The organism is Acinetobacter sp. CFCC 11171 (genome assembly GCF_003268405.1).
Lineage (GTDB): Bacteria > Pseudomonadota > Gammaproteobacteria > Pseudomonadales > Moraxellaceae > Acinetobacter > Acinetobacter amyesii.
The window spans coordinates 1-15,523 of record NZ_LQXP01000053.1; the positions used below are offsets into that span (position 1 = coordinate 1).

17 protein-coding genes, 3 pseudogenes and 1 other annotated feature are annotated in these 15,523 nt (G+C 38.5%); of the genes and pseudogenes, 8 read left to right on the forward strand and 12 right to left on the reverse strand.

Annotation, left to right across the window (positions count from 1 at the left end; genetic code table 11):
• Positions 1 to 41: 41 nt before the first annotated feature.
• Entirely contained in the window at positions 42 to 578 is a 537-nt protein-coding gene (locus tag AVJ20_RS16890) for a transposase (RefSeq protein WP_228157246.1), read from the reverse strand.
• A gap of 157 nt (positions 579 to 735) precedes the next feature.
• Here AVJ20_RS16890 and AVJ20_RS16895 point away from each other — a divergent pair.
• Positions 736 to 1,909: pseudogene (locus AVJ20_RS16895) on the forward strand (IS3 family transposase).
• Between the two features lie 2 nt (positions 1,910 to 1,911).
• Here the strand turns inward: AVJ20_RS16895 and AVJ20_RS16900 are convergent.
• Complete coding sequence (locus AVJ20_RS16900) at positions 1,912 to 2,265, reverse strand: IS110 family transposase (RefSeq protein WP_228157247.1); 354 nt, start codon at positions 2,263 to 2,265, stop codon at positions 1,912 to 1,914.
• Between the two features lie 219 nt (positions 2,266 to 2,484).
• On the opposite strand from AVJ20_RS16900, the pseudogene AVJ20_RS16905 reads away from it, so the two are divergent.
• Positions 2,485 to 2,622, forward strand: a pseudogene (locus AVJ20_RS16905) (zinc ribbon domain-containing protein); the annotation flags it as partial.
• Positions 2,623 to 2,736: 114 nt separating this feature from the next.
• Here the strand turns inward: AVJ20_RS16905 and AVJ20_RS16910 are convergent.
• The 7 genes and pseudogenes from AVJ20_RS16910 to AVJ20_RS16945 all read right to left on the reverse strand — a co-directional run bounded on the left by AVJ20_RS16910 (position 2,737) and on the right by AVJ20_RS16945 (position 8,188).
• The gene (locus AVJ20_RS16910) at positions 2,737 to 3,996 is read right to left on the reverse strand and encodes a type II toxin-antitoxin system HipA family toxin (RefSeq protein WP_111886028.1); all 1,260 of its coding nucleotides are present in this window, start codon (positions 3,994 to 3,996) and stop codon (positions 2,737 to 2,739) included.
• 4 nt (positions 3,997 to 4,000) lie between these two features.
• Positions 4,001 to 4,303 carry a helix-turn-helix domain-containing protein gene (locus tag AVJ20_RS16915; protein ID WP_111886029.1) on the reverse strand — a complete coding sequence of 101 codons (303 nt, stop codon included), beginning with the start codon at positions 4,301 to 4,303 and terminating at the stop codon, positions 4,001 to 4,003.
• A gap of 318 nt (positions 4,304 to 4,621) precedes the next feature.
• Positions 4,622 to 4,882, reverse strand: coding sequence for a helix-turn-helix domain-containing protein (locus AVJ20_RS16925; RefSeq protein ID WP_111886030.1), 261 nt, complete (start codon positions 4,880 to 4,882; stop codon positions 4,622 to 4,624).
• A 597-nt stretch (positions 4,883 to 5,479) separates the two neighbouring features.
• Positions 5,480 to 5,803, reverse strand: a complete 324-nt coding sequence (locus tag AVJ20_RS16930; RefSeq protein WP_111886031.1) for a hypothetical protein — start codon at positions 5,801 to 5,803, stop codon at positions 5,480 to 5,482.
• A 14-nt stretch (positions 5,804 to 5,817) separates the two neighbouring features.
• Positions 5,818 to 6,210 (reverse strand): annotated as a pseudogene (locus AVJ20_RS16935) (transposase family protein); the annotation flags it as partial.
• 37 nt (positions 6,211 to 6,247) lie between these two features.
• A complete protein-coding gene (locus tag AVJ20_RS16940) occupies positions 6,248 to 6,571 on the reverse strand; it encodes a helix-turn-helix domain-containing protein (protein ID WP_162689797.1) in 324 nt (107 codons plus the stop codon).
• Positions 6,572 to 6,968: 397 nt separating this feature from the next.
• Positions 6,969 to 8,188, reverse strand: a protein-coding gene (locus AVJ20_RS16945; protein WP_111886033.1) for an IS3-like element ISAba34 family transposase whose coding sequence is annotated in 2 segments (ribosomal slippage) — positions 6,969 to 7,912 and positions 7,912 to 8,188 — 1,221 coding nt in all. Because the reading frame shifts where the segments join, the coding sequence is not laid out codon by codon here.
• Positions 7,797 to 7,913, reverse strand: a sequence feature (AL1L pseudoknot). (Overlaps the previous gene by 117 nt.)
• 606 nt (positions 8,189 to 8,794) lie before the next feature.
• Here AVJ20_RS16945 and AVJ20_RS16955 point away from each other — a divergent pair.
• Genes AVJ20_RS16955 through AVJ20_RS16965 form a run of 3 tightly spaced genes read left to right on the forward strand, consistent with a single transcriptional unit; the run spans position 8,795 to position 11,944 of the window.
• Entirely contained in the window at positions 8,795 to 10,027 is a 1,233-nt protein-coding gene (locus AVJ20_RS16955; RefSeq protein ID WP_171319330.1) for an efflux RND transporter periplasmic adaptor subunit, read from the forward strand.
• A complete protein-coding gene (locus AVJ20_RS16960; RefSeq protein WP_111886034.1) occupies positions 10,024 to 11,247 on the forward strand; it encodes an ABC transporter permease in 1,224 nt (407 codons plus the stop codon). The genes AVJ20_RS16955 and AVJ20_RS16960 overlap by 4 nt, the downstream gene beginning before the upstream one ends.
• On the forward strand, positions 11,240 to 11,944 hold the full coding sequence (locus AVJ20_RS16965) for an ABC transporter ATP-binding protein (protein ID WP_111886035.1): 705 nt from the start codon (positions 11,240 to 11,242) through the stop codon (positions 11,942 to 11,944). Before AVJ20_RS16960 ends, AVJ20_RS16965 begins: the two co-directional genes overlap by 8 nt.
• A gap of 23 nt (positions 11,945 to 11,967) precedes the next feature.
• On the opposite strand, the gene AVJ20_RS16970 is transcribed toward AVJ20_RS16965, so the two are convergent.
• Both AVJ20_RS16970 and AVJ20_RS16975 read right to left on the reverse strand, forming a co-directional pair.
• On the reverse strand, positions 11,968 to 13,347 hold the full coding sequence (locus tag AVJ20_RS16970) for a heavy metal sensor histidine kinase (protein WP_111886036.1): 1,380 nt from the start codon (positions 13,345 to 13,347) through the stop codon (positions 11,968 to 11,970).
• Entirely contained in the window at positions 13,347 to 14,018 is a 672-nt protein-coding gene (locus tag AVJ20_RS16975; RefSeq protein WP_111886037.1) for a heavy metal response regulator transcription factor, read from the reverse strand. The genes AVJ20_RS16970 and AVJ20_RS16975 overlap by 1 nt, the downstream gene beginning before the upstream one ends.
• Positions 14,019 to 14,123: 105 nt before the next feature.
• Between AVJ20_RS16975 and AVJ20_RS16980 the strand changes: the two genes are divergently transcribed.
• From AVJ20_RS16980 to AVJ20_RS16990, 3 genes are all read left to right on the forward strand, one after another.
• Positions 14,124 to 14,612: a GlcG/HbpS family heme-binding protein gene (locus AVJ20_RS16980; RefSeq protein WP_171319333.1), complete on the forward strand. Its 489-nt coding sequence runs from the start codon at positions 14,124 to 14,126 to the stop codon at positions 14,610 to 14,612.
• Between the two features lie 10 nt (positions 14,613 to 14,622).
• Positions 14,623 to 15,024, forward strand: coding sequence for a hydroxyisourate hydrolase (uraH, locus tag AVJ20_RS16985; RefSeq protein ID WP_087549565.1), 402 nt, complete (start codon positions 14,623 to 14,625; stop codon positions 15,022 to 15,024).
• Between the two features lie 158 nt (positions 15,025 to 15,182).
• Positions 15,183 to 15,437 carry a TIGR03643 family protein gene (locus AVJ20_RS16990; RefSeq protein WP_111886040.1) on the forward strand — a complete coding sequence of 85 codons (255 nt, stop codon included), beginning with the start codon at positions 15,183 to 15,185 and terminating at the stop codon, positions 15,435 to 15,437.
• Here the strand turns inward: AVJ20_RS16990 and AVJ20_RS16995 are convergent.
• Positions 15,434 to 15,523: DUF2256 domain-containing protein (locus tag AVJ20_RS16995; RefSeq protein ID WP_162689798.1), on the reverse strand; the 90-nt coding region annotated here is incomplete at its 5' end. The two genes, AVJ20_RS16990 and AVJ20_RS16995, sit on opposite strands and share 4 nt — an antisense overlap.

Below are 15,523 nucleotides of genomic sequence, written 5' to 3' on the forward strand. Positions count from 1 at the left end.
ATACCGTCTTGGCTGTCAACCTAATTTAGTAATTATTTACCTTATATTTGATAAGCAGTTTGATGTTTTAATACACCATAGCATAGGTGTACTAACTTACGCATTGCAGCACCAACAATCAGCATTTTAGGCTTTCCTTTTTCACGTAGTCGCTGATACAGTGCCTTAATATGGGGATTATATTGAAGTGCAACTATAGATGGCATAAATAGGCTAGAGCGTATTTTACTATCACCTGCTTTTGATAAACGACTTCGTTTATTGACCGAACTGCCAGATTGGAAATGTATAGGAACTAGACCAACATAAGCTGCGACCTGACTTGCTTTTTCAAAGTGATGAGAGCGTAATAACCCTAGCATGAGCAATCCAGTTTTCCTTCCTACTGCTGGAATAGTAGTTAGTAAAGCAAGATCATTTTTTAGCTCTGAATCACCATTTACATGACTAGAGATCATTTCATCCAATCTAATAATCTCTTGTTCAAGTTGTTGAATACGAATATTAATTGAGAGTAATACTTGTGGAAATGTTTGAGTAGATTGAGCCTTTTCTAAACGATTCTTTTCACGTTGCAAGTCTTCTTCAAGAACTGCATATCTACTTATTAAAGCTTTTAATATTCTTACATTTTCTTTCTCAGGTTGCCATGTTGCTAACTTTGATCCTAGACAAAATAATGGACAGCACGTCCCTCTAAAGATAACGTAACTTTAATCTTTGGAGATTCAAGAAATGGCTAAACGTTTTAGTCCCGAATTTAAACAGCAAGCGATTGATTATGCACTTTCAAACTCACACGAGTCTGTAGCTGCAATCGCCCAGAAATTAGGTGTGGGTTATTCAACATTAGATAAATGGATTCGTGAAACCAATCCGGCAGGTTCAAGCAAACGTCAACTTTCACCAGAACAACAGCGGATCATGGAATTAGAGAAAGAAGTCAAACAGCTCAAGGAAGCCAATGACATCTTAAAAAAAGCGCATGTGTACTTTCTAACAGATCATGCCAAGAAAAGTACACGGTAATTCAAGATCTAGATATGAATGAAGTCACTGTATCTTCTGCCTGTAAATACCTAGGTGTCAGCACTTCAGGCTATTATGCCTGGCGAAAACGTCAAGCCAATACGGCACAGAAATATAATGACTTAAAAGCCGTATATTGGCAGCATCATGCACGATTGGGTGCACCTTCATTAGTACATGACATGCATGATTTAGGTTACAACATGAGCGAACGTACTATTGGAAGGATGCTAAAAAAGCTTGGTTTACGTAGCAGGATTGCACGTAAATACAAGCATACGACTGATTCAACCCATCGTTTGCCTACAGCACCCAACTTGTTGGATCGCCAATTTACAGTTACTCAGCCTAATAAAGTCTGGACAACAGACATTACCTATATCCGCACTAAAGAAGGTTGGTTGTATTTATGTGTGATGCTAGATTTATTTAGCCGTCGTATCGTGGGGTGGCAAACCAGCCATCGAATAGACCGCCAGTTGGTGTGTGATACGTTTAACTATGCAATGGCTCGTCAGGGTTATCCAACTGGTGTTATGGTTCATTCGGACCAAGGCTCACAGTACTGTAGTCGTGATTTTAGAGCGCTGTTACTGAAAAATGATTGTACTCAGAGTATGTCTAGACGAGGCCTTGCGCAGTATACTGCTCATGGGATAATGCAGTGACTGAAAGCTTCTTTCATACATTAAAAGGTCATGTGGTACATGGCAGTGTGTTTTCGACTCGAAAAGAAGCGAATGCTGTCTTGTTTGACTATATTGAAATTTATTACAATCGAGTCAGAAGACATTCTGCAAACGGCTGGTTAAGTCCAGAAGCCTTTGAACAGAAATATATTAAAAGTTTAGAGGGGCTGGTTGTCCACGATACTGTCTAGGATCACTTAACAGTATTTGCATAATAGACGAGAGCTTCGCTATCTGCTTTATCTGTTTTATTTAGCATTGATAATCCTTTTGCAAACGCTCGAACTCTTGCAGGATTAGCGATACATATTGTTAATTCCATATCATATAAAAAATGAGCTAGATTCTCATGATATACCGATGTAGCTTCCATTACAGCCCGAGTGTCTGATAAATTAACATCTAGTTCGGTTAACCACTTTACGAGTTTAACAAAACCAGATTGTGCATTATCAAACCTTTTGGTTTTTCTCTTTCCAGTTAGACCAGAAGGAAAAATACAACAATCAATTTTGGCTTTACTGACATCAATACCCAATGTAATCATGTGTACCTCTACAATCCATATAGTGTTTTAATTACTCACTAATCACGATCTAACCTTGTGAATACAGCATCAAAGTGCTTAGTTACCGTTCAGAGTTGAAAGGAGTAATTAGGGGAAAATTGTAGACTTACTCTTTCGGACAAACTTAGAAGTTTTAGGTAGAACACAAGCTCTACAATTTTCATATAGTGATAGCTAATCACTATACAAACTAAGATACAAGGTAGGATAGATCTTGGAATAAGAGAATGGGAGTGCATGAGCTGTGGTACAGCTCATGATCGAGATATAAACTCAGCTCTAAACATTCTTGCGCTTGGGCATAAGCGTCTAGCTGTAGGAATCATCCTCTTTTAAGGGGGTGAGGATGTCAAAAAAGTCACCTATGTTTTGATGCTGATTTTCATGAGAAATAATGATAATATATAATTTAATATAATGATTCTTAATCCTCATGAAAATGTTTTATATTCATTTCAATAAATGAATATTATGCTCAATCCTATTTTGGATCATTTGGAGAGTCTCTGCTTGAATTTGTCCAGGTAATAGATCATGAGCGATATCGCTGAATCGGATTGCAACCTTACAAATCGAGCCAATAATTTCATCGACTTTTTGGGCAGAAAGTTCTGCTTCCTGGGTACCAAGTTTTACAAGAGCTTGTCGAGGAATATCCAGTGCCTCACCCATGATATCCATTTGATGATATCCCCCTGGTCCTTCACAGAAAGTAACATCATAGGCAGGGGCGAGTTTCCATTGCCCATTTTGGGACATCAGAAATGAAAAGTTTTTGCAATGATCATCTCGATTATTGAAGACTACATTGAAAACAGCTCGCTTGAATGCAATTGCTTTTTCGCGAACATCATTGGTGCAAAAGTGTGCAGCGCGAAGAAAGTTACTGTAGTCTAAACTCCCTGGTGATTTAAAATCAGCTCCGGTGAAGGCAGCTAAACTTTGCATAGGGATACGCATACCATCATGGCGGTCAAATCTTTTTGATGCAAATGCGGTTAATCCATTCGGAAGAGTAAAATATTGAGTATCAGGGGTGTCAATATAACAATGACGTAAACATTCTGCATAAACAGCTTCAATTGCACAAACTTCAGGATGCTCTTGCTGAGCGGGAAATTTGATCAGCCAGGCTTCATGTTGATGTGAGCTAACTGTTGAGAATTCGTTGGTGACAGGATCACGATAGACGAGTGCTTTTGGCCTTGCACCTTGTGGTGATCCACCCATAACTAATAAATGCTGTAAAAATTCAGCACCTTCTCCTTTGAGAACTTCCTGGACTTCTTGGGCGAGTTTAAGCAGTGGAATATTTTCAGTTAATGCTAACTCAGGTGCTGAAGGTTCAAAGGATAATGCCCCCATCGCATGTGTATTAATATACGTGAGTCTTTCTAATGGCCCAATCCGTGCTGGATTGAGTCCATTTTTTTTAAATAAGCGATCCATAAGGAGCATGCCCCAACCATCGGGTAGGGCATCATATATAGGACCTGGCAATCCCATTTGATGTGCAGGAAAGTTCGTTCTTAATGGGTCACCTTTTAACGGAAGTAGGTAAGAGGAAAGTTCTAAACCTTTACTGATCGCTTCTGCACTGTATTCAAAGGCGATTAATGGTCGACCTGTGATTGCGGTTGAGGAGACCAGTGTACCCCAAAGCCAATATTCACCCCATCCATTGTAGTAAACATTAAGTTTTTTGAGCATGGATTTATTTCCTTTTGATACGTTGGCGAGCCGTATTGCTCTCATAGCGGAGAATGTCATCTACACTGTTTAAATGAGGTTTAAAGAGCTCCTCTAATTCTTTTAATCGACCCAGTACCATGGCAACGCGTACTAAATTTTCAAATGAAACATTTCGACCAGCTTCCAAATTAGATACTGTATTTACACCAATACCAGCACGTGTAGCGACGTCTGCCTGAGTCATTTCCAGATAAAGTCGTTCCTTACGAAGCCTTTCACATAATAAAGTAACAACTTCTTCAGGTTTTTTGAATATTAAATCCATAATATTGGGTCTTATGTCTATATATGTGTATTAAACCACAAAATAATGGAGTTATAAAATAAACCGACTTAGTCGGTAAGGAGGGTACTTTATTGGCCTGATTAGATCCTATTAGATTAAAGAAGTCTAATTAGATATTTACAATCTAATAGAGTCTAACAACTTGCTTTAAGCTCAATCAGTTTCGCGTGGTGTCGCGAGGAACCGTGATTTGCTATCAGTTCAATCTGGAATATCTGACACAAGTGGTCTGGAGTAATGAGGTCGATGGGCAGCGCTTTGCCTTTCTTGATACCTTATTCAGTACCGATTTACAATTTATTCATCATCTTCCGCAAACATTGCTTCAATTTCATCCCAGTGCGGAAATTTATACTTGTTTTTATTCACTTCAAATTGCAGGCCTACTGCATTAAGTATAGATTCAAATATGCTAAATAAGCCTGTAAAGTGGCCATTTTCTATCTCTGAAATTGTTGTTTTATTAACGTTCGTTTTTTCTGAAAGATTTTTCTGTGTATAGCCCAGAGCTTTTCTTGCCAAACGTATTTCTTTACCTATTTCTTCTCTTGAAGCCATATCAATTCTAACCCTAGAAATTTGTTCGCTATATAGCAAACTTTTGATAAATTATGGCAAATATTCGCTATATAGCAAACTTTTATAGTGATTTTTGAATACCTTTGAATTTATAGGGTTCGATTTTGCCTTAAATTATTTGAATAGAGCTCATATGTGTATAGGATTTTTAATCCTTTCGAATTAGGCTAGCCTGTCTCTTGATGTAAAATCAATAATACTTGGACATCTATTCTTGTTTTATCTGGACATTTTTTTCTGCTTTAGGGTTAAATGAAACTACACAAAGATGTGGAACTTTGATTAAAGAACAGGCGTGGAACAGTAAAATTCAACAAAAAAGCCGTTCCAGTGCGCTGTTTACTGGAACGGCTTTAGTTAAGATATTGATACTTATAGGAAAATTCAAGCATTTCGTATAAGGTGTATTATGTTAATTTTAGGAAATCTTTAGAACCACTGAAAATAATCAACTTAATTACGAATGACTTTATATTGTTTTCTATGTGAAGTACCTTTTGTAATTATTCTTTTAATGATAAATTAAAATTAAGCATTTACACAAAATTTAGAACAGTCTCAAAACTTTATTTTCAACTATTCTATATATATATCAAAGCTATAGAATTCTTTAGGTAAGCTTGTATCATCTAGGGTATTTTTTGCTACTACCTGATACTTTAAAGTTCCGTCACTCAGTTGATATTCCGCTAGTTGATTTGAGTAACTAAGCTTTTCTTTTTTCAATAGTTTTAATTTTAATTCATTTAATACATTTATATCTGAATTTTTCAAAATAAAGCTTACTGGTCCACCAGAGGATAAAGAAATATAAGTTAATTTATTATTATCTTTTTTATATTTCAAATAAACTTCCGTTTGAGGTAAATTAGGAATATTAATATAATAGACTTCCTTCATAAATCATTTTTCAATCAATTTAATTGTTTATCTTTCACCCAATCTAAATTGTATATGCCAGCAAGTAAATTAAACCGCAGGTTTAATCGTTTACGACGATTTCTATATACACAAGATAAAATCTTAAAACATTTCATCCTTCCAAATACATGCTCTACTTGAATTCGTCTACGACCAATCTCTTTATTTAACTTTTTTAATTCAGAATCTAGTTTTTCAGTTTTCTTTGCTTTAGAGGGCATGAGGCATCCAAAACCCAATTTCTTTATCCCTAAATATCCCTTATCAACGATAAAAAAGGGCTTAAATTTTAATTTCCTCATGCTTTTTTTAAATATTTTAAAATCATGCATACTTCCATGACTTCCACATACACCCAGTATTTCACCTGTTGTATAGTGCATAGATAGCTGAAATTTAAAGGTATGTCGCTTTTTTTTACCGCTATACCACTTCTTCTGTTTTTTTTGGACGTTGAACTAATATTTCAGTTGCATCAATCACAACAACTTCCCAATCCACTTCATCTCGATTAGGAAGTTGTTTTGGCAAGTTAAATTTTCCAGAACGGATTAAGGTATCTTCAATAACACGTGTGATACGAATTGCACTCGTTTCAGATACACCGTAACTCATACCAAGATGGAAAAATGTTCGATATTCTCTCCAATATTCTATACATAAGAGCAAACGATCTTCCAACGGTAATTTATGCGGTCGTCCTTTACCAATATGACGAGGTAACTGCTTATTTAGCTCGGTCAACATGAGGTTAAATGTAGACCAACTAACACCGGTAAGCCTACGAAACTTAACGTCTGATAATTTTTGAATATCTTTGAATTTCATCCAAGGATTATCCCTCGAATTAAATAATTTTGCTGATTAATTTAAGATCAAATAAATTGTACGTTTTTTGATTTATGACGGAAGTCTAATGATAAGACATATAAGGATCGCTAAAATCCTTGCTATACATTTTTTCTTTTTTTCCTAAAACAGGATCAATATCCTGAAAATTATTTTCTTTTGCTTTTTTTATAACATACTCAGATATTTTCAAAAAATCATTTTCTGATATCCAATCTCTTAGAGATCCAAAATATTCTTTATCATATTCATCATTTGAACCGTACCGGGTTTGTCGGAGACATTTTTATTTAAGTTAGGCCACGTGACCTAACGGGTTAATCTTATCATAGTACATTGCTTCAAACTCAAAAGGCGATACATAACCCAATGCGCTGTGTACACGCTTTTTGTTGAACCAATCTACCCAATTTAATGTCGCAAGTTGTACATCCGCTAAACCTTGCCAGTCTGCTTTTAAATATTCAATCACCTCAGTTTTGTATAACCCATTCACTGTTTCAGCCAAAGCGTTATCGTATGAATCACCGGTCGTACCGACTGATGCTCGTAAATTTGCTGCTTCTAAACGATTGGTATAGCGAATTGAAAGATATTGAACACCTCTATCTGAATGATGAATCACATTCTTAGGCATACCTCGGTCATGCAATGCTTGCTCTAGTGCATCGAGCACCATGTCTGTATTCATACGTGTTGATACTTTCCATCCAACAATCGCTCGTGAGAACACATCAATAATAAAGGCGGTATAGACCCAGCCTGAATGAGTTTGAATATACGTGAAGTCACCGACCCATAGTTGGTTTGGATAATCAGCAGTAAAATTACGTTTCACTAAATCATCCGCTCTTTTTTGATCATCTCGGCTACGGGTGGTGTGTTTATTCTTCCCACGCCAAACACCCTGTATACCTAGCTTCTTCATCAAGCGAACCACTGTACAGCGTGCAATAACATAACCTTCACGTTTCAGTTGTTGCCAAACTTTACGTACACCATATCGACCTGAACTTTCTTTCCAAATTCGTTTAATTTGTTCAGCATGATGCAAATCATGTAGATCTCGCTTTGCTCGATGTTCTGGGTTTTCAGCAATATCTAGTGTTCGATAATAGGTAGAAGCTGAGATCGGTAAAATCCTACAAATCGCCTCAACACCATATAACGCCTTATTGTTATGGATGAAATCCACCATTATTTGTGTGGGCGGTCGAGCTCCGCCTGGGCGAAAAAAGCGGCTGCTTTACGCAGAATTTCATTGGCACGCTTTAATTCTTTGATTTCACGTTCCATTTGCTTCATTTTTTCTTGATCAGAGATCTGTTGTACTTTGATAGGATTTTGCTCATCTAAATGCTTTTGATGCCAAGCACGAAGTGTTTCAGGAGTACAACCAATCTTAGGCGCAATAGCTGTGATCGCAGCCCAATTAGATGGATAGTCTTTTTCAGATTCAATCAATAATTGAACCGCTCTTTCTCTGATTTCAGGGGTATATTTTAATTTGGTCATCGGAACATTCTCTCAGAATACTGAGTCTCCGACAAACCCGGTACGGTTCATGTTGAAACTGGAGATTCTTGGGCAGAAGAAAAGCTTGATAGAACAGTGCAATTTGAGTCAAATTATATTGATCCAATAATAAAAGTGTACCAGCCTGTTTATGACGTGGAAATTCTGGGAGGAGTGGATCAGCCCTTTGCCTTTTCAGGTTACATCCATTCTTTTTTTTACGGGTTTTTATTGGAGTGAAGTTGATTATTCCGAGATTAATAAGCCTTTAGATAAATTAAGTGAATTAATGAGAGGAGGGTTATCTCAAGAGGAGTTTTGGGGTACTGATTTGTACTAGCTCAAACCTGATCTGACAGTTACCCATTTTTAATTTAGTCCCCACTTAAAAACAAGTGGGGACTAAATTTATGACTACAAATAATCAGACATTCATCGCATATCTTGTGAAAAAACGAAGACCTCACACCCAAGTTTTTACTTAAATTTGAATATATTAGGGGGAAATTAGCTGTTGAATGTTTATGCAACAAAGCCATTTTCATATATATTTAACTAAGAATTAATTATTCGATTAAAAAACTTTCTTTTAATCTGGCTTGGAGAATGGAATTGCTTGTTACCCACTATAAGCCTTGGATCATGATCATACTACTGGTTTTAGCTGTCAGTTTTGCTACATATCGCTGGTGGCAAGGACCATTGCTGCCTAGTTATGAAGTCGTATCTAGTCCATTGATTCAAACAGTTGTCGCCTCAGGACGGGTAGAGAAAGTATCTCGGACTCAGATTGGTAGTGAAATTACAGGGGTTGTTCTTGAGCGATTGGTTCAAGAGGGAGATCGGGTCTCTCGAGGGGATATTCTTTTAGTACTGAAATCTGATGAAATTTCAGCGCAAGTGCGGCAGGCAGAAGCTGAATTAAAAGAACTCGAAACCACTAGACGCCCGCAAGCAGAAGTTGATTTAGCGAATGCCAAAGTACAATTAGAACAGGCTCAAAGAGAGGCGTTACGCAGACGAAATACCGAATCAGGAATATTATCAGCAGAGGAAAGGGAGAAATCGATAGAGGCAGAAAGACTCGCCCGTAATAATTTGGAATCAGCTCGATTAAAAGTTGCTTCACTTGCCCCAAATAAAGTTGAAGAGACAAAATTACGCGAACGACTCGCTGCACTACAAGCGCAACTTGCCAAGACCAAAATTCGTGCAGAAGTTTCAGGTATTATTTTAACGCGTAATGTTGAGCCAGGGGATCTGGTACAACCGAGTCAGACTCTCTTCACTATTGCACTGGATGGTGCGACTGAAATACGAGTGCCATTTGATGAACGAAATTTACCACTGCTGGCTTTACAACAAAAAGCCGCAGTGATTGCAGATGCCTATCCAAATCAATCTTTTCCTGCCCATATTAATTTTATTGCTCCAAGTATTGATGCTCAACGTGGCACAGTAGACGTCCGATTAACAGTTGATCCAGTCCCAGGTTTTCTGCGTCAAGACATGACGGTATCGGTAAATGTTGAAACCAACAAGCGCGAGCGAACCTTGGTCATTCCAAATGATGCTTTAAGCAGTATAAGTGGCAACAAGGCTATGGTTATTTTAGTAAGAGATAGAAAAATTCAACGTCATCCTATCACACTGGGTTTACGTGGTTTGGTTATGTCTGAAGTTGTAGCTGGATTGAAAGAAGGTGATCACGTCCTTACCGATGCAGAATCAGTGCTTAAAGATGGAACTCGTGTCCGAATAGAGAAAACTAAACCTGTTTTCCAGAGTCAAACGGATCAGAAAAATAGCAAAAATGAATTACCGGTGAAATTCGATTGAAAAACTTTTTTAGGCGACTTTGGACCGAGTGGACCATCGCAATCAGTTTTTTACGAGAGGGTCGCACACAGTCGATGATGATTACCATTGGCGTCGCGGTGGGGGTAGCCGTCATTGTGTTCATTAGCGCCTTAATTCAGGGTTTACAATCGAATATTGTAGAAAGAACTTTAGGGACACAGGCGCATATTCGTTTGCTCTCACCAGATGAGGTGAATCGTATTGTGCCACCAGCAGCAGGAACACTTCAGTTGTTACAAGAAGATAAGCGTGCACAACGCTTACGTTCTATTAATAATTGGCAGCAGATTACTGGGACTTTAGATCATTTACCGGTGTTGACTGCGGTTTCTCCTGTGGTCTCAGGTCCTGCATTTGTACAGCGCGGAGATGCGATTCAATCTATTGCATTGGTTGGTATCAACCTTGAACGTTATCAACAGATTATTCCGTTAAAGCAATATATGGTGAGTGGTGAATTACGGGTCAGTGCGGATAATGTATTAATTGGGCGTCAATTAGCCAAAGATTTGGGTGTGCAAGTCGGGAGCAAATTAAGATTAGATACTGGGCAACAGAAAAATGCAGTGGTGAACATCTCTGGAATATTTGAACTGGGTGTGCGTGAATTGGATGCGCGCTATGTCTATCTGGATTTGAAACAGGCGCAATCTTTACTTAATTTGCCGGGTGGGGTCACCGTGATTGATCTGACGATCCAAGATATTTTTCAGGCGGATCAAGTTGCCTCACAAGTTGGACGCCTGACTGGATTAAAAGCAGAAAGCTGGATTGAAACCAATGCTCAGTTAATGAATGCGATTACTGCTCAGAGCCTTTCGACCAACATGATTATTATTTTTGTAGGGATTTCAGTCGCTTTTGGCATTGCCAGTGTGATGTCGGTGAGTGTGGTGCAACGGACTCGGGAAATCGGTATTTTACGTGCAACTGGAGCTACACAAGCGCAAATTTTAAGAGTTTTCTTATTTCAGGGAGCAATTTTTGGTCTGCTTGGTTCGATGCTTGGTAGTGTTGTCAGTTATGGTCTAATCTGGGGGTTTAATCAGTTTGGTCCCGGCTTGTTTTATATTTCGATTTCAATCAAGCTTATCTTGTCAGCATTATTCTTGGCGACTTTAACGGGAGTTTTGGCTGCTGCAATACCATCCCGTCGGGCGGCTGCACTCGATCCTGTGGAGGCAATTCGTCATGTCTGATTCATCTGAGGAAGTACTACGTTTAGAAGCATTGCGAAAGTCCTATAATATTGGGCAACCTAATGAAGTGGAGGTATTACATGGAATTGACCTGTGTATTCAACGGAATGACTTTGCAGCATTAATTGGTCCTTCTGGTTCAGGCAAAAGTACTTTACTGAATATTCTTGGCTTATTAGATCAGCCTAGCTGTGGTGAGTTGTACTTGTTGGGTCAGGCAACAAGCCGTATGGATGATAGGGCTCGGACAGCATTACGTGGCAACAGTATAGGTTTTGTGTTTCAGTTCCATCATCTTATACAGGCCTTTACTGCCTTAAATAATGTGCTTATGCCATTAATGCTGAAGCAAGGCAAGCCAGATCAATCTGCGTTGCAATATGCCCATGAATTATTGGCCGCTGTAGGGTTAGATAAGTTTGCTGACCGTAAACCTAATGAGCTTTCTGGAGGGCAGCAGCAACGCATAGCGATTGCACGTGCACTGATTACTCAGCCTGCACTATTGTTGGCCGATGAACCGACCGGTAATCTTGATACTCAAACTGCTGCGGAAATGTTTGAATTATTTCGTAAAGTTCATCGAGAACATGACTGTGCAGTCTTATTGGTGACTCATGATCCTAGATTATCGGCAACCTGTGATCGAACCATTAATTTGGTAGATGGGAGAATTCAGAGTGATTCCAAAAAATGATATAAGCTCAGTGTGAATGTGAATCACGTATCTGGGAAAAGCAGTTCAAAGCATATACCTTCTGCGCTATTAATCGCCTGATACATCCCTTGATGAAGCGTCATAATAGATGCCACAATGGATAGTCCTAAACCACCTGTTTGATGATAACTTTGTCTACTGGAACTGCATTGATAAAATCGCTCAAAGATATGTGGCAAATGTTCCGGGGCAATTTCTAAACCACTGGTCATGACCGATAGCGCAATCATAGGCAGTTTGTTGATGATCTTTCGATAGCTATGCACATAAATAGTCCGGTGCTTGCCGCCATGAATCAGGGCATTGGAGAGCAGATTATACAGAGCTTGTTGTAACTGTTCTGGATCTGCCAATAGCTCAGTTGCCTCAAGCTTTAAAACAAAATTGCAGTGTTGTTCTTCGGCTTGATTCTCAAAAATGCTGAAGATATTTTCTATAAAGGATTGAAGTTGGATTTTTTGTCTGATTAAGCAAACCTTCTTCGCATCTGCACGTGCCAGAAATAACATGCTGTCAATCATTCTTTTTAAGCGTTGATAGTCCTCTAGGTTGGAAATCAGCACTTCCTGATATTGTACAGGACTGCGTTCACTCATGAGTAAAATTTCGGTTTGTCCGATTAAATTATTCAATGGTGTTCTAAATTCATGCGCAATGTCTTCTGAAAAACGATTCAGTTGGCTATATCCTAGTGCAATACGGTCAAGCATGGCGTTAATATCGGAGGCTAGTTGTTCGATCTCTTGAGGAGGATGATTTAGATTAAGTCTCTGTTCAAGTTTGTGAATACTAATAGCATGAGTTTGTTTGCGTAGTGTTCTTAATGCGTTCAATCCGAAACGGCTGGCAATCGCGCAAAGTATGAAAATGGCTAGAATTCCGCTAAATACATAGATAAATAGACGTTTTTTAAAAGGCGAGATAATCGCTAAACGTTCCGACCACTGCTTGCCTGCAATTAATAGATAGGGTTGTCGATTAATTTGAATAGTTTTCCATGCAATACGGGTGGGATAAGCATAAGCCGATAAATCACGGAATTGAATCTGGGGCTGGTGGGTAAATTCAGGCAGTGGAATGCCAAGAGGATTAATGTTGATCAGAGCCTGATTCCCTTTAAGCAATACAAATAGATTGTCCTGATTGCCGAGCATATTTTGATACAGCTTCGGCTGCGCAATAATCTGCTCAATATTGCGACTGTCCTGCAATAAAATTTCCAGACGTTCAATACGTTCAACCAAAGCCCGATCTTGCTGTGTAATTAGAATCTGGTTGATGCCAAGATAAGTCATCAACGCCACAGTACACAGAACCATCGCAGCACAAGTGGTAGCTAGTAGTGTTAATCGTAGTTCTAGCGAACGAATGGGGTTAAACATTATTTGTCTACCGAAATTTTATAGCCCAAACCGCGAACAGTATGAATTAACTTTATATCATGTCCCTCATCAATTTTACTGCGTAAACGCCGCACAGCTACATCAATAAAATTAGTATCGGTATCAAAATTGATCTGCCAGACTTCAGACGCTATTTGCCTGCGCGTAATAATTTCATTCGGATGGCGAAGTAAGAAGCGCAAAAGTTTGAATTCTTTTTTACTGAGTTCTACAGGCTGTTGGTTACGCCAGACTTTATGATGGATTAAATCCAATTTTAAATTTGCAATTTCTAATTGATTTTCCTCTACATACTGCTGACGTCTAAGTAGACTTTTAATTCGGGCCAGTAATTCAATATAAGAAAAAGGCTTGGCTAGATAATCATCGGCGCCTAGTTCCAAACCTTTGACCCGATCAATCACTTGGTCTTTTGCGGTTAGAAAAATTACTGGAATCTTAGAAAATTGTCGCAATACTTTCAGGACTGCCCAGCCATCTATATCGGGCAACATCACATCTAATATGACTAGACTATAAGCATGCATTTTTAACTTTTCCAAGCCTTCTAGCCCTGAATGGACACATTCCGCCTCATAGCCAGATTCATTTAACCCTTTAACCAGATATGAGGCGATTTTAACTTCATCTTCGATAATTAGAATACACATTTTGTTCAGGCTCATTTTGAAGATGACAACTTTGTAATGTGATTGTCATGATCTAAATCATTCAGATTGTATAAGATTTTTAAAACTTAATTCAGGGCAATCATGATGAACAAACTCAAAGGGCTTATTGCAACAGTAATGCTGGTGAGTAGCAGTACTTTTGCACAATCCGTCCAATTGAATCAAGTTTATTCACTTGATTCTCAGGCAGCACAAACTCTTATTGATGCTGCTGTGATCGCATGTCAAAAAATACAGCATAACATTGCCGTGGTAGTGGTGGATCGGGGAGGAAATACCTTGATATCAAATAGGCATGAAACTGTCGGACCGCATAATTTGGGCGCAGCCGAAAAGAAAGCCTATACCGCTTTATCCACTAAAACAGCGACCATGTTGTTAAGTCAAAATGCCCATGAAAAAAAGGATTCAAAAAATTTAACCACTTTATCCAATCTACTGCTGTTGGGTGGCGGCGTACCTGTGCGTTATGAGAGTCAAGTGGTCGGCGCCATTGGTGTTGCCGGAGCAGGGGGCGCAAAAAATGACCATTACTGCGCTGAAACAGCTGTTAAGTCTATTTTCAACCCTTAAGGAATTCATCATGTCTAAAAAATTATTGCCACTTTCAACACTATTGTTGACCTCAATGACTTTTGCACAAACTAACCCTTTAAGTGTGCATGTGTTGAATCTAGAAAATGGTCTACCCTCAGCTCAAGTCGAAGTGGTACTCGAAAAAAGTACTGGGAATAAATGGGTGAAGTTAAATCAGCAATATACTGGTCCTAATGGCCGTATTACTGGATTGTTTCCTGAAAATCAGAAGCTTGAAGCCGGTATTTATAAAGTTACTTTTAAAACTGAAGACTGGTTTAAAAAAAATAAGCAAGATACTTTCTTTCCTGAAGTTCCTGTAATTTTTAAGGTAGATGGAAGTGTCAGCCATTATCATATTCCTCTACTTTTAAGTCCTTATGGATATTCGACTTATAGAGGTAACTAAGACTTAACAGGGCTAGTTTAACTAGCCCTTTTATTCGTGCTGAGTCCGTAAACTAGAGAAAAATCACAAAAAATTCATGATTGTATTGTTATTCTTTTAGTCAGATTAAAGTCGATAAAGCTTATTGACGCTTCGTGATGATTAAAAACGAGAATGGTATGAATCAATTTTCTGAAGAGGACTTATCCAGAATTATAGAAATGGCTTGGGAAGATCGAACTCCTTTTGAAGCTATTTTATGTGAGTATGGTTTAAATGAAGCGGCGGTGATTCGCTTGATGCGGCAAAATATGAAACACAGTAGCTTTAAAATGTGGCGTGCACGCGTCACCGGCCGAAAAACCAAACATCTGCAACTGCGTTCACCCGACGTGATACGTGCCTATTGTTCACGGCAATACAAGCGTTTCTAAGCGTTTGATTTTGAAAGCTGTCTGGACTCACGTTTACATCGTTCAGAACAGTATCTGACTTCATCCCAGCAGCGTTGCCATTTCTT